The following is a 15,308-nucleotide window of genomic DNA, read 5'->3' on the forward strand; positions in this document are numbered from 1 at the left end:
TCATTGCCATTGGTAGGACAATACGGTTCATTGCAAGTGCAGTCACCATTGCCGCATCGGAGTAGTTGAGGATCTCATGAAGGTACTGATCCAGTTTCAGGTCTTGCATGATCTGCGTAAGGAGCATGATTGAGCCATGATCATAGGCAGATCGGATCGTTATGGGTTGAGTATTTTTCTTGAGCTTATCTTTGACTTCTTGTGGTGCATCCCGCATACGGACGGGTTTTCCATCGATATTCCGACCCAGATATTTGGAGTTTTTGTATCGAGTCTGCTTTGATACTGGGTCGTAATAGGGTGTTTCTTCGTACCAGTATTCTCTTCCGCCTGTTTTTTTGATCCTTCGAATAGGCTCCATGGCTTGCCCACACAATATAGACACATGATAGTATAAAGTACTTTCGGCTATGAAGCCATATCGAAGAGAGAACGAGTAAATGGGGATTATGAAAGATTTTATTGTGATCCAGTGCCTACAAACACTGGCAGTTCAGGCTTGGAGGGTTTGACCGATTACGATTAATTTATTATGGCCTACATCCTATGAGTTTTAGTTACAGTGGTTGCCATTTTAGGGTTAATACTGGCATAACTAAAAACAGATGATTATTATTTAAAAAACAAGTAAATAATAAAATATTGAGTTGGAAATAATGAGGGTATTGGCTATTGGTGCACATGCAGATGATGTTGAACTTGGTTGTGGTGGCACACTTCTTCGCCACCGCGATGCGGGAGATGAAATCAATATTCTTGTAATTACTCATTCAGGGTACTCAAGTTCAACTAAAAATTTTGTCAGGGATAGAGAGGTTGCCATTAAAGAGGCAAAAAAAAGTGCCGATATGCTGAAAGCAAATTTTTTTTGTCTTGAAAAAGAACCTCTTGTTCTTGTACCAACTGAACAAATGGTTCTTGAGTTGGATGAAGTAATTAGTCGTATTAATCCGGATCGTGTTTATGTGCATCGTTCAACGGACACGCACAGTGATCATGCTGCAGTTGGTTATATTGCTTTGAGAGCAGCCAGGAAATGTGACTCTGTTCTATTATATCGGAGTAACTGGTATATTATGGATAATGATGCAGAAGATAAGTATTATGTGGATATTACTAGTTATATCGAAGAAAAAAAAGAATTGATTGCAGTTTTTGAATCGGAAATGAAAGCTGTCAATTATTCATGGATAGACTTTGTTATCAAACAAAATTTGGCTGCTGGTGCAAAAATTGGTGTGGATTATGCAGAAACTTTTCAAATTGTTAAGATGGTCTGGAGATAAATTGTGATAAAAATTGCAATACATCAACCGGAATTTATGCCTTGGATGGGGTTCTTTTATAAAATGGAGAAAGCAGATGAATATATATTATTAGATCATGTTCAATTTAAAAAACGATATTTTGAGAATAGAAATTGCGTGGTATCTCCGAGAGGTGATATTGAATATATTACAGTGCCAGTTATTGGTAAAGATAAGTCACCCCAACCAATAAATGCAGTTGAAATTGACAATTCAAAGATGTGGAAAAAAAAGTTATTGAATAAAATACGTCACTATTACTCAAAAGCCCCCTTTTTTCAGGAAAATTTCTGTGAGTTAGAATCTCTTATAATTGATAATGAATATAATACCCTTTTATCCTTTAATATGATGGCTATTAATTTTTTTCGAAAAAAACTTGATATTTGTACCCCAATGAAATATTCATCAGATATGGATATACATGCTTATAAGGGGACAGATTTAATATTACAGATTTGCCTGAAAAATAACGCAGATGTCTATTTATGCGGCCAATCAGGATATGATTATTTAGATCAAGAACAATTCAATGATCATGGAATTGAAATTGAATGGTTAGACTATAAATGTCCATATTACCCGCAATTATGCGACCAATTTATTAGAAACTTAAGCACAGTTGATTTATTATTAAACAAAGGGTCGGAAAGTTTGCAAATTATTATGGCCCACCAGAGTATTACTTCTGAAATAAATGGCGAGGTTGAATTATGATTATCTTAGGATTAAATGATGCTAACTCTGCTGCAGCAATAATACAGGATGGGAATTTGATTGCAGCTGCACGAGAAGAACGTTTTGATCGAATAAAATTCTCGGATGCTTATCCCCAAAGAGCAGTTGACTATTGTCTGCGTTCAGCTAACATACAGCTTACAGATGTCGATCATATTGTTTTTGCATGGAATCCGGGTCATGAATTAGAACCGCAGGAATCAGCTGCAGCTATACGATATCATAAGGACTTTCTTCATTATATTCCAAATAATCTTTTAAGACACATTGGTGGTGATAAAAATAATAAGAAAATCGAATTCATTGAAGAAAAACTTGGATTAAAGAATGGGTGCGTTAATATACATTTCATTCCACATCATCACGCTCATGCCGCCGGAGCTTTTTTTGTTTCTCCGTATGAAAAGGCAGCAATTCTTACTATTGATGCATATGGAGATGACATAACTCATCAATTCTTTGTTGGAGAAAAAAATCAAATTAAATCATTCGGTAAAACACAATTCCCTCACTCTATGGGCCAGGTTTATGCTGCTATTACGCAATTTTTGGGATTCAGGGCTAATAGTGATGAATGGAAAGTGATGGGTCTTGCAGCTTATGGGGAACAAAAATATTATGAGAAATTTTCACAAATAATTCGTTTTGATCAAGAACGTGGAGAATTGCGTTTTAATCTGGATTTCTTCACATATTATATCTGGAGTCCAAGGCGGTATTCCGATCAATTTATTGAATTTTTTGGCAGTGAAAGATATCCTGATCAGGAAATAGAGCAAAGACATATGGATATTGCCGCTAGCTTTCAAAAGCGTATAGAGGATGTCGTACTGGAAATGTGTGATTACCTTTCTGAAAAAACTAAATTGGATACGCTATGCCTTTCTGGGGGTGTTGCGATGAATAGTAAAATGAATGGTCGTATTCTATTTGAGTCACAATTTTCCAACGTATGGGTTCAACCAAGTTCCGATGATGCAGGAACATCAATTGGTGCTTGTTTCTATTTTTGGAACCATGTTCTTGGGAATGAACGAAATTTTGTAATGAATAATGACTATTGGGGGCCGGATTTTTCAGATAAGGAAATAAAAACTGCATTGGATGATTCATTGATATCATATGAACTTCTCGATTACCCAGAACGAAGTGCAGCCAAGGCAATTTCTGAGGGAAAAGTTATAGGATGGTTCCAAGGGCGAATGGAATCTGGGCAGAGAGCTCTTGGCAATCGGTCTCTCTTGGCAGATCCTCGAGATCCACTCATGAAAGAAAAAATTAATTCACTTATTAAGCACCGGGAATGGTTCCGTCCTTTTGCCCCATCTATCTTAAAAGAGTACCAATATGATTTTTTTGAGTCTGATTTTGAAAGTCCTTTTATGCAATTGGTTTATCCTGTTCGGGAAGAAGTCAAACATATTATACCTGCTGTTGTCCATAATGATGGCACAGGACGACTACAAACGGTCTGTAAAGAAACAAATAAAAAATATTGGAATGTAATTGATGAATTTCGAAAAATAACTGGAGTGCCATTGGTTTTGAATACTTCATTCAATGATAATGATGAGCCAATTGTCTGCACTCCAAAAGAAGCCATTCGTACATTTTTTGGAACCGGTATTCATGAATTATATATTGGAAATTATCGTATAGTTAAAAGTAAACAATAATATTAATTTGGAGTAGATGCTTATGGGTCGTGGTCCTGATTCCAATCATTATAGGGTTTTACATGAAGACTTTGTTCAAGGTACATTGACATGCCTCCAACAATCAACAATAAAAAGGGTAGTAAATACCGAATTCCCTAATGTATTAAATATTGAACCAACAAATCGGTGTAATTTACAATGTGTATACTGCCCAAGAAAAAAGGCAAGGAAAGGAATTGGAGATATGAGCTGGGAATTATACACAAAAATAATTGATGAAGCTGCCAAATATGAACCCCTTATATTATTAAATTTCCATAAGGATGGGGAATCATTTTTACATCCTAAATTTATTGAAATGATCAAGTATGCAAAGGATAAAAAAGTTGCAAAAACAATACATTTAAATACAAATGCTCTTTGTTGGAATCGAAAATTAATTGAAGATATAATCGACTCTGGATTGGATGATATTACTGTCAGCATTGATGCAGCACGGGCCGATACCTATAAAAAACATAAAGGGTTTGATTTATTAAATGAGGTTGAAAAAAAAGTTCAATTATTTTTTAAAATCCGAAAAGAAAAAGGATTGGATAAGCCCTTTGTAAGAGTTAAGATGATGGAATTCGACGCGATTCATCCAGATGAAATTAAAGAATTTTATGATAAATGGGCTGATGAAGCTGATATGGTTCAAATCACTGGAATTCATAATTGGAGTGGAGCGATCTCTAACTTAAACATAACTGATGAACAATCTCAAATCCGCTACCCTTGTGTAATAATGTGGTATTCGTTAGTTATTAATTGGAATGGGGAAGTAACTGTTTGTTCTGTTGATTGGGATACTGAGATAAATGTTGGAGATGTTAATCAACAGACTTTGCATGATATCTGGGATGGCTGTAAAATTAAAGAAGCCCGTAAGTCTCAGATTGAACGTAATTATGATAAATTCTCTGTATGTAAAGAGTGTGTAGTGTGGGTTTCAATAGGGGATTTAACAGAATGGCTTAAAAATCAAAAGCAATTTTATATAGAGAGTTAGTATGATTAATACATATGGAAACTATAATAAATCTAACATTTTATGGGATCAAGCAAAAAAACTGATTATTAATGGAGTTCAGACTCTTTCAAAATCCCCCGAGCATATTGCGTATGGGGCCTGTCCAATTTTTATTGAAAAAGCGAAAGGAGCATATTTTTGGGATTGTGATGGAAATCGGTATATCGATTATCCATTAGCACTTGGTCCGATTGTTCTGGGGCACGCTTATGAAAGAGTTGATCAAGCCGTTACAAAGCAAATGAAGAAGGGATTTTTGTATAGTTTATCAAGCCCTAAAGAGATAGAATTAGCTGAATTAATCTGTTCAATGATTCCATCAGCAGAGAAAGTCAAGTTTCTTAAGAGTGGCTCAGAGGCAATGTCTGCGGCGGTACGCGTTGCCCGTGCATATACTCAAAAGCAACACGTGGCAGTATGTGGATATCATGGGTGGCATGATTGGACAATTTGCCGAACGATAAGAAATGCTGGTGTCCAAGATGGAGCAAATGCGTTAATCCATGAGTTTACATATAATGATATCCACTCGCTACAAACAATCTTCGACCAATTTCCAAATCAACTTGCAGCTGTTATTCTTGAACCTGTTGGGATGTATGCTCCGGAAAATAACTTTCTTGAATCTGTTGCCAAACTTGCAAAAGATAATGGATCATTATTAATCTTCGATGAAATAATCACGGGTTTTCGATTAAGTCCTGGCGGAGCACAGGAATTTTTTTCAGTAACTCCTGATATTAGTGTTTTTGGCAAAGCAATGGGGAATGGTTATCCTATTTCAGCACTTGTGGGTAAAACTGAGATATTTGATGAAATACAAGATGATATATTTATCTCCTCTACATACGGCGGAGATTTACTGGCGATTTCTGCCGCGATTGAAACAATGAATATTATATTAGAAAACAACGTTATTGAACATCTTCATAAACTTGGAAGAGAATTACAACTTGGTATAAATACATTGATGAGAGATTATAATATCTCTGGAATGTGCGAAGGTTTGCCTCATAAGACTTTTATGGTTTTTAATGATGCTGATGGGATTTCCGGTAATGCCATTCTAACTTTATTTAGGCAGGAATCTTTTGCTCGAGGTATATTTTTAGGTTATGGCCATTTTATATCGTATTCTCATACTAAAAACGATATCCAAGAAACCCTCCTGGCAACCACGGACATTTTTAAAATTATTGAAAAATCGATAAATGATAACACAACAACATCTTTATTGAAGGGTAGAATCGCAACTGAAGTATTCAAACGATACTAAAATTAGTGGGCAGATTTATTTCATCTGGTGAAAAAAAGATGTTAAAACCATGTGTAGGCATTATTATACAGGCACGAATGGGTTCAACAAGATTGCCTAATAAGGTTCTTATGGACTTAACTACTCAGGATTGTATATTGGGATATCTGCTTCGTCGTCTTTCTACCTGTAATTCTGCTCATAAGATTATTGTTGCTACGACAGATAACCCAAAAGATGATGTAATCGAAATGTATCTCAAAAACAACAATTATTTATATTTCCGTGGAAGTGAACCGGATTGTCTCGATCGGTTTTATAAAACTGCACTGAAGTATAAACTTGATATTATTGTAAGAATAACTGCTGATTGTCCTCTTATTATTCCAGAAATTGTTGATAATATGATCGATTACTATTTAAATAATGTGGTGCATATAGATTATTTAAGTAACAGGCAATATACTAATTTTCCTGAAGGTCTGGATATTGAGATTTTTAATCTAAATATGCTCGAAGACGCTGTATTAAATGCTAAATCTGCTGATGAAAGAGAGCATATTAATTATTATTTCCTGAGAAGGAGCGACAAATATCGAGTAAGGTATTATAATCAGAATTATGGAATGGACTATTCCAGATTCAAACTCTCGATAGATACAATTCAAGATTATGAGAGAATACGCGCTTTATTTGTCGAGAAAAGTCTTAATATTAATTTTAGTTTTTTAGATTTAATGAACCTACTGCTTGAAAATGAGAACCTTGAAAAACTTTGAATAGCATAAAGTTTATGTTATTATATATGGGGTGTTTAAGATGAAAAACGACCAGCAAGAAATGAAGATAAACCATCATCAATTCTCCTTGGATTCCTCTGAAAGGGAGAGACTGTGGGAAGAAAATCGGCGATATTTTAAGGATTATTGTGTAAATCGTTATCAATGGTTTAGTTATCCAAAATGGCATTATAAATCGGCATTTCCACTTCATGTCGATTTTGAAGCCAGTTTCAGGTGTAATTTGAATTGTCCAATGTGTTTCAGACCACACATAGATCAAAAAAATTATGGAGATATGTCTTTTGCTCTCTATAAAAAAGGGATTGATGAATGTGTAGAGAATGATCTATATTCGATTCGTTTAAGCTGGAGGGGTGAATCGACTTTAAATCCAAGGCTTGTTGAAATGGTTGAATATGCAAAAAAGAAGGGTATCAAAGAGGTTTCATTTATATCTAACGGCAAACTGCTGGATAGAGATCTGGCAGAGGGTCTTATCAATGCTGGTCTTGATTACATTACCATTTCTGTTGATGGGTTGGAGGAACATTATAATCAACTAAGGACCCCATTAACATTTAGCGAGATAAAAAATACAATTCAAGAATTTTATGACTTAAAAAACCGTATTGGTGGTGGCTATCCAAAAGTTAAAATTCAGGCGATTTGGACTTATATCAAAGATAATCCTATTGCATATTATAATCATTTTAAAAATATAACTGATAAAATAAATTTTGATCCCGAAAATGATTATTCAATGAAGGAAGTACCTCAAGATATGGATTTTATTTGCCAGTACCCATGGCAACGGATTACAATCACCTGGAATGGCGAGATCCCACTTTGTATATCAGACTGGAATCTCCACACAAAGATTGGTGATTTAAATAATCAGACAATTAAAGAAGTTTGGTTAGGGGAAGATATGGAAAAATATCGACAAATGCAATTAAATAAAGAACGTTTGAATATTCTCTGTTGTAAGAAATGTCATCGCCCCTCTACAGAACAATTAGGTGATAAACCTGAAGGGAATATGGGTGAAGAGGAGTAATTAAATTATGAATCTATTATTTGCCAACCTCTTTTGGGAATATGGAGAGGATTTAAGTAAAGAAAATATGAACCATCTCCAATTTCCTACGGGGTTAGCAATTATTGCGGCAGAAATATATCAAAAAAGGAATGATGAATTGTATGTTATTGATAATTATATATCTAACGCAAATGATTCTGATATATTAAAATTTATTGAGGTTAATAATATTGATGTTATCCTTCTCTCTGCATATTTAGGCAACTACCAATATCGTTTTTTAAAAAAATTTGTAAATGAAATATCGAGTGATGAGGTAAATTGTAAAATAATAATTGGAGGACCTTTAGCTTCGACAGTCCCAAAAACTCTCCTTGAAAATATCTCTTCTAAGGATGAAGAAGTTATTCTGGTTATCGGAGAAGGAGAGAAAACAATAATTGATCTGTTAAACAATATTGATAGTAAGGGTGATTTATCAAATGTTAATGGAATTGGGTTTATCAAGAACAAAAAATATATCCAGACTCGTCCTCAAGAAAGGATAATGAGGCTGGATGAGCATCCATATCCTGCATATGATCTTTTTAATATTTCAAAATATGTTAGTTATGTAAAAGAAACTAACCGTTGTTGGGAACTATGTACCAGTAGGGGATGTTATGGCCGCTGCGTTTATTGTAAACGTGTTTTTGGAAATAGCATCTCCATGAAATCTCCTGAATATATTGTTAAAGAGATGGAGGATTTCTTCATACGTTATGGAATAAAAAGGTTTAATTTTGTTGATGATAATTTTCTAAATTCTACAAAGCAGATCAATGACTTTTACAACTCACTAAAAAACAGCGAATATGATTTCGTATGGCGTTTTCAAGGACGAGCGGATCGGTTCACACCTGCATTAGCAAATAAACTGGTTGAAGTTGGATTGTATGATGTATCATTTGGAATTGAATCAGGATCTCCTACAATTCTCAAAGAAATGAATAAAAAAATCGACATTGAAATTGCAAAAAAAAATCTATTAAACCTACCAAAAAATCTAGATACTCATGCATCCTTTATTATTGGAATGCCTAGTGAATCACATAAAACTATCGAGCAAACTGTGAAATTTATTGAGGATACGCGCATAAAAAATATCAATGCAGGTATTTTGACGGTCTTCCCTGGAACTCCACTTTATGAAAAGGTTAGGAAATTGGGTATTATTATGGATGAAGATGATTATTGTAATCGTTTAGGGCCTGTGTATGTTAAACCTTATATTAATCTTACATCTTATTCCGATCATCAATTGCTGCTATGGCAGGATTTAGTGTCTAAGGCAGTTTAATTTTTATGAGAATTCAATTTTGGTTTTGAGTGAAAATTTAGGGCTAGAATATGGGATGTAGGATGAATTCAAACATAGTATTTAAACAACTCCTTTATTATTTACGTCAGGTAGATTACCATCAGGTAATAAAATTTCCATTAAGGAAATATCCGATACAGAAAGAAACTCTAATTAATGAATTAGTGATATTCTCTAAATATTTTTTACGTCGCAATAATATTTTCTCAATATCATTAGCCCCACAAATATATACGTTTTTGTCGTTCAACACAGAATTAAAGAAACTCAGGGACTGCTTTTTTCTAAATAACATAGTCAGTAAAAACTACTTAGAGAGTATCAGTAATGATTGGTTGGAGAAAGCGATTAAAGCAGGACTAGTACGGTTAGAAAACGATGAAGATGTTTGCTTTCTCTATCGTATCGTTCCTTATCGTAATCTTTTACTTGTGACATCAATATTTGATCGTAATGAACAGAATTTTTCATACCTCAGTTATGACTCTATTTTCTTTGCCGATTTCTTAACTAAAGAAATCGAAAAAAATGGCTTAAATTTTAAAAATGCATTGGATTTAGGCTCTGGTACTGGGATTCTAACCTTTGCTATAAGCAATTACTGTGAAAAAGTTTACGGTATTGATTTAAACCCATCATCTATTAATATTGCAAAATTAAATTCAGAGTTAAATTATATTGAAAATTGTAGCTTTATATGCGATAATTTCAATAATTGTAAAGGGAAATCTTATGATCTTATAATATCCAATCCTCCTTTTATTTATTTCAAGGAAACCTCAACAAGATCCCTGGATTCTGATGGTGGAGAGCCATTTGGTCTTGGCATCACTCTCAAAATCATCCAATTACTTCCAGAACTCTTAAATGAAAAAGGGAGGGCGTACATTTTAACGAGATCTCCGATTGTTAATAAAGAGGATTACTTATTCTCGCTATTATCACAGATTTTACCCCAAGACTTTAGTTACATATATCACGATTTATCAAATTCAATAGCTTCTTTAGATTTTTCCAAAGAAGAGGATGGTATTGAAGCTTTTCATCATGTAATTATTGAAATTATCCGAGATGATAATAATCAGCGAAAAAAGATTATTTACCCTATTTTTTATAGAATGACGAATCTATTTTAATGAAGAAGTATATGACTCCAATTAACATATGCGGACAACTGGTGGGGGATGGATTCCCTACGTACATCATCGCTGAAGTAGGAATAAATCATAATGGTGATGTCTCTCTCGCAAAAGATATGGTGAGAGCTGCCTGGGAAAGCGGCGCTGATGCTGTAAAAATCCAGACTTTTATTACCCGCGATTTTCTTCATCCATCTCACCCCGGATACCAGTATGATATTGATGCTGAGATATCTCATGAAGACGAACAGGAAATATGGGAGTTTGCCAGAAAAAATGGAATAAACCTTTTTTCAACCCCAGAAGATTATAAGAGCTTGCAGTTTATACAAAAGCAAAACCCCTGTCTGATTAAAATTGCTGCAATGGATTTTAACTATCAGGAAATGGTTCAGAATGCATCAAAATTGCTCAAACCAATACTATTGTCAACTGGAATGAGTACTATGGAGGAAGTGTTGCAAACAGTAAGGTGGGTTGAGGAAACAGGAAATAAGGATTATATTATTCTTCATTGTGTTTCCTGCTATCCGACCTCTCCTGGTTCATGTAACTTGAAAGCTATACAAACAATGAAGCAAGTATTAGACTGCCCTGTCGGTTTTTCTGATCACACACAAGGAATTCACATTCCCTTAGCAGCAGTTGCTATGGGCGCAAATGTTATCGAAAAACATTTCACAAATGATAAAAAATTACCTGGTCCTGATCAGCATTGCTCTATAGATTCAACTGACCTAAAGCAGCTCATCTCACATATTCGTGACCTCGAATTAGCAATAGGATCAGGTAAAAAAGTTCCGGCTCCCGAAGAGGATGAACCAAGGCAATATAAACGTAGAGGGGTCTATGCAATAAAAGATCTTGATTCAGGAACTATGCTTAGGAGAAAGGATGTAACATTTTTTGCACCATCAAAACCCGGTTCAACAGTCACTGACTGGCGATTAATGGAACATAGAATTCTTAAAAATAAAGTTCGAGAAATGGAGCCGATTTATCTAAGTGATCTTAACTAGAATGAGGTGTGATTTGTGGTAGAAAATATTACGCAAGAGATTTGTGATCAGTATCTAAGGTGTCCTTCATGCCATGCTGAAGGTAAATTATACATTGAGAGTAAGGAAGTAATGATTTGCAATAGTTGCCTAACCAGATATCCGATAGCTCATGATATACCTGCTTTGATGATCAGCAGTGAAATACATCAAAAAAGTTATGGTTTTTTAGGTTGGGAGAACAATGATGATACTATTGGCGTAAACCCCTATGAAAAACAAAGGTTTTTTCCATTTTGGCTGGAGGCATTATTTTTTGGTATTTTGAGCGAAATTTTATATTTTTTCGTTGGGTTGTTACTATGGGTGCGGGCTCCACTTACTTTATTCGAGAAAAGTGGGAAGTGGACACGAGGAGTTCACTATTGCAGTGAAATGAAAGAAGCGCTTTATTATGGTTGGACTAATTATTTTAATCTCATTTTAAAGTCGGGAGAAATAGTTGCATTTAACCGGATGAAATCCTATATAAATGAGCCATCAATGGAAATTGGTTGCGGTAATTGTATGACTACAAATATGATTTTCCGAGATTCTCTGAATGTGACATTTGGGTGTGAATATTTCATGGACGGTTACCTTGATTCGCCTGAGGATCTCTATAAGGTAATCAAGCATTATGTGGGTGGTTCGATTAAATCTCTCCCATTTTCTTCGAATGTTTTTGAATCTATATATATGGTTCATATCATTGATCATATACATCTGTTAGATAACTGGTTTCATGAAATTAATCGAATTATTAAACCTGGAGGATACTTAGTTATTGACACATATTCCAAATATGTATTTGACCAATTACCTGGTGTTAGGTGGAGGTCAAAGATATCGAAAAGTTGGGCTATTAAATATAAAAATTCTAGAATTTGTAGACTTAATCCCTATCGGTATTGGATACCCTTAAAAACTGATGATGAATTTTACGCCACGGGTCAAAATATGTTCTCTATAGATGAATGGTCTGTTATAGTAGAAAAATATGGCTTCAAAATGATTGATTACTATCCTTTTACCAATAAATTATTCTCATTTTTTATGGATTTGGAATATAGGGGCTATTATCCGTCTATTACTGGCAGTATTCCAATATATCTGGCTATAGATGAGGAAATTAATCGAGGAAAAAACTCGCTGATTACTGAAGAAGAAGCTGGTAATATCATTATGGTTTTCCAAAAGGTGTAAATATTGGAGAAGATAGTGATTAGGGTGGATGGGGGAAAGATATGGGGCGTCTCAATGGGTCATATAAAACGATCACTTTCTCTTGCAGAAGAATTGAAAAACAAGTATGATATAATTTTTTTAATGCAAAATTATATTGATGGTGTTAATTATGTTAGACAATTCGGTTGGGATGTTCATACAATTCCTATTGGTGATAATTCAGATAGAACAATAATTGACTTCTGCAGGTATCATAATCCTATTAAAATAATATTTGATCTTAACCAATTTAAATATCCAACTTTTACGCAATATGCTAAGACAAAGGGATTACCTGTAATAGTTTTTGATATAATTGGTTTTGTTGAGGGAGAACCTACCATTATCTTTAATGATTCAATGGCATCTGAACATATGAATTATAATCATTTACAGTGTGAGACTAGATTATGTATTGGCTCAAAATATTTCATACTACCATTTGAGTATGGCCGAACAAGAAAAAGAGATATTAATCCTATTGTAAATAATATTGTTATTACAATGGGGGGTTCTGATCCTGCAGGCCTAACTATAAAAATATTAAATTCAATAATAAAATTTTCCTTTAATGTTCACTATCATATTATATTGGGTCCGCTATTTGATGATACTGAATCTGTTATAAAACTGTCTGAAGAATATTCAAATATCACAATGTATACTAACCCACGTAATTTTGTTGAAATTCTCTCTGATGCGGATATTGTAATCACGGCTGGAGGAAGGACTTTATTTGAATCTTCATATCTTGGAATACCGGCTATTATTTTACCCTCAATAGAACATGAAAATGTTACAGCTATTGAATATGCTAAGAGAACCGGTGCTATTAATCTTGGTTTGTGGAATGATGAATGGACTCCGATAAAAATGGGATCGACAATGAATAAATATATGTCGAATTATAAATATAGACAATCCTTGTCAGAAACATCCCGTCAACTCATTGATGGGATTGGTATTTATAGAATTATTGATATTATAAATTCATTATAAATTTTTGGAGGTTAGTATGCGTGCCTGGACAATACCTGATAAAGAAATTGTTGAAATAATAAAAGACATAGAAGAAAACTATGATGTTAATTCTCTTGAGGTCTTGGGGATAAAATACTGGCCATTAATAAGACTTCAAATAAGAGAACATTTAATTTCTCAAGAAGATTGTACGTTTCAAAAAACTGAATTTCAGGAAAAAACCCTCATACATCTCCCATTTCTTAGTCATATACAGAAAAAAATATTGCGTATAAATAATATTGCAGTACGGATCATTCATATTCTAAAAAGGATACGCAGCATTTATTATAATCCTTATAAATTAAATGAATTGTCAAATTCATCCCCCGAATGTCTTTTTCTTGTAAATACAGGTGATCATCGTGAAATGCTGCATGAAAAAAAGTATAGTGCCGAGTTCGATCCTCTCATTGAAAAGATATCTTCCTTTGTTAATTTTAAAAAATTGCAATTAAAATGCCCGGGTGAAAAAGAGAATTCCTATTATATTCCTGCTATAGAAGTTTACAGCTTTTTCGCATCACTATCATTTTATTTTAGATATCTATATATTTATTTATGTATATATAAATTTATTAATATTGAAAAACTTTATCGGGTGGTATATGAAAGAAGTGGTTGTAAGGTAATTTTAAATAGGGGTGATATAATTAAGAGTGTTGCCATAATGTTAACTTCTAGCCATTATTTCAGTTTAATCTTCAGGAAAATCCAACCCAAAATTGTTTTTCTAACCTCATTTTATTGTGATACATCAATGGGGGCAATTTTAGCAGCGAGATCATTGGATGTCCCCACGGTTGACTTGCAACATGGTTTTCAGGGAAAAATACATTATATGTACTCCGACTGGACTAAGACTCCTCTAAATGGCTACGAATTATTACCCCATTTTTATTGGGTGTGGTCTGACTATTTTGCCAATGTCATACATGAATGGATCCCAAAAAAATGTACCGCGCATAATGCTATTATTGGGGGACATTTATGGTTGAATATGTGGAAATCAAAGGATTTTAGTGTTATAAAAAATGACTTGAATAATCGTCTTAATATTTTAATGTCGTATGAGAAGATCATTTTAGTGACTGTTGAGTATTCAAAACCTCCTATTTTACCTCACTTACTTGATGCAATAAGTGGAACACATAATCGATGGATTTGGTTAATCAGATTTCATCCGCTTCTTAGATCAAAAACTAATGAATACGTAGATTTTTTCTTTCAAAAGGGTATTAAAAATGTGGAATTTGATTTAGCAAATAATATCCCGCTCTATGCTCTTTTAGAGATCATTGATCATCATGTAAGTTATATGTCAACTGTAAGTTTTGAAGCATGTGGATTTGAAAAACCCACTACTATCATTCATGAGGTTGGTATTGTAAATTTTAAAGAATTCATAATAAATAAGTGTTTTTCGTCTGCTATTACGGCTGATGAACTAATCGAGTCTATTGAAAATCCAATAAATAATTATAATTTTGTGAAAAAAATTTTAAATGTGAATCCTGCAGCCTCAGATGAGGCTATCAATACTATCTTTATAAAAGCCGGAATTCGATCCCAATATGATCAGTATAAATAATTTAGAGTTTATTGGTGGTGTAACCGGTCTTCGGCAGTAAAAATCAAACTATCAAACATTTGCGTACATAGTTTTATATGATA

General features: G+C 33.9%; 13 protein-coding genes and 1 pseudogene. 13 read left to right on the plus strand and 1 reads right to left on the minus strand.

Annotation, left to right across the window (positions count from 1 at the left end; translation table 11 throughout):
* Nucleotides 1-361 (minus strand): annotated as a pseudogene (locus tag ACYUBO_RS08740) (IS1634 family transposase); the annotation flags it as partial.
* Nucleotides 362-665: 304 nt separating this feature from the next.
* Between ACYUBO_RS08740 and ACYUBO_RS08745 the strand changes: the two are divergent.
* The 13 genes from ACYUBO_RS08745 (at nt 666) to ACYUBO_RS08805 (ending at nt 15,225) form a co-directional block, all read left to right on the plus strand.
* Complete coding sequence (locus ACYUBO_RS08745; RefSeq protein ID WP_460373669.1) at nt 666-1,286, plus strand: PIG-L deacetylase family protein; 621 nt, start codon at nt 666-668, stop codon at nt 1,284-1,286.
* Nucleotides 1,287-1,289: 3 nt separating this feature from the next.
* Entirely contained in the window at nt 1,290-2,024 is a 735-nt protein-coding gene (locus ACYUBO_RS08750) for a WbqC family protein (RefSeq protein WP_460373671.1), read from the plus strand.
* Complete coding sequence (locus tag ACYUBO_RS08755) at nt 2,021-3,721, plus strand: carbamoyltransferase family protein (RefSeq protein WP_460373673.1); 1,701 nt, start codon at nt 2,021-2,023, stop codon at nt 3,719-3,721. The genes ACYUBO_RS08750 and ACYUBO_RS08755 overlap by 4 nt, the downstream gene beginning before the upstream one ends.
* Nucleotides 3,722-3,737: 16 nt before the next feature.
* Nucleotides 3,738-4,754 carry a radical SAM protein gene (locus tag ACYUBO_RS08760; protein ID WP_460373675.1) on the plus strand — a complete coding sequence of 339 codons (1,017 nt, stop codon included), beginning with the start codon at nt 3,738-3,740 and terminating at the stop codon, nt 4,752-4,754.
* A gap of 1 nt (nt 4,755) precedes the next feature.
* Nucleotides 4,756-6,051 carry an aspartate aminotransferase family protein gene (locus ACYUBO_RS08765; protein ID WP_460373677.1) on the plus strand — a complete coding sequence of 432 codons (1,296 nt, stop codon included), beginning with the start codon at nt 4,756-4,758 and terminating at the stop codon, nt 6,049-6,051.
* A gap of 38 nt (nt 6,052-6,089) precedes the next feature.
* Nucleotides 6,090-6,809, plus strand: coding sequence for a cytidylyltransferase domain-containing protein (locus ACYUBO_RS08770; protein WP_460373679.1), 720 nt, complete (start codon nt 6,090-6,092; stop codon nt 6,807-6,809).
* Nucleotides 6,810-6,849: 40 nt separating this feature from the next.
* Nucleotides 6,850-7,869, plus strand: a complete 1,020-nt coding sequence (locus ACYUBO_RS08775) for a radical SAM/SPASM domain-containing protein (protein ID WP_460373681.1) — start codon at nt 6,850-6,852, stop codon at nt 7,867-7,869.
* A gap of 7 nt (nt 7,870-7,876) precedes the next feature.
* Nucleotides 7,877-9,190, plus strand: a complete 1,314-nt coding sequence (locus ACYUBO_RS08780) for a B12-binding domain-containing radical SAM protein (RefSeq protein WP_460373683.1) — start codon at nt 7,877-7,879, stop codon at nt 9,188-9,190.
* A 356-nt stretch (nt 9,191-9,546) separates the two neighbouring features.
* Nucleotides 9,547-10,347, plus strand: coding sequence for a methyltransferase (locus tag ACYUBO_RS08785; RefSeq protein WP_460373685.1), 801 nt, complete (start codon nt 9,547-9,549; stop codon nt 10,345-10,347).
* Nucleotides 10,347-11,369: an N-acetylneuraminate synthase family protein gene (locus tag ACYUBO_RS08790; protein ID WP_460373687.1), complete on the plus strand. Its 1,023-nt coding sequence runs from the start codon at nt 10,347-10,349 to the stop codon at nt 11,367-11,369. The genes ACYUBO_RS08785 and ACYUBO_RS08790 overlap by 1 nt, the downstream gene beginning before the upstream one ends.
* A 15-nt stretch (nt 11,370-11,384) precedes the next feature.
* Entirely contained in the window at nt 11,385-12,593 is a 1,209-nt protein-coding gene (locus ACYUBO_RS08795; protein ID WP_460373689.1) for a methyltransferase domain-containing protein, read from the plus strand.
* Nucleotides 12,594-12,596: 3 nt separating this feature from the next.
* Nucleotides 12,597-13,613, plus strand: a complete 1,017-nt coding sequence (locus ACYUBO_RS08800) for a PseG/SpsG family protein (RefSeq protein WP_460373691.1) — start codon at nt 12,597-12,599, stop codon at nt 13,611-13,613.
* A 16-nt stretch (nt 13,614-13,629) separates the two neighbouring features.
* Nucleotides 13,630-15,225 (plus strand): hypothetical protein, encoded by a 1,596-nt coding sequence (locus tag ACYUBO_RS08805; protein WP_460373693.1) that lies wholly within the window; start codon nt 13,630-13,632, stop codon nt 15,223-15,225.
* Nucleotides 15,226-15,308 lie beyond the last annotated feature (83 nt).

The sequence above is a fragment of the Methanocalculus sp. MC3 genome (assembly GCF_054767395.1).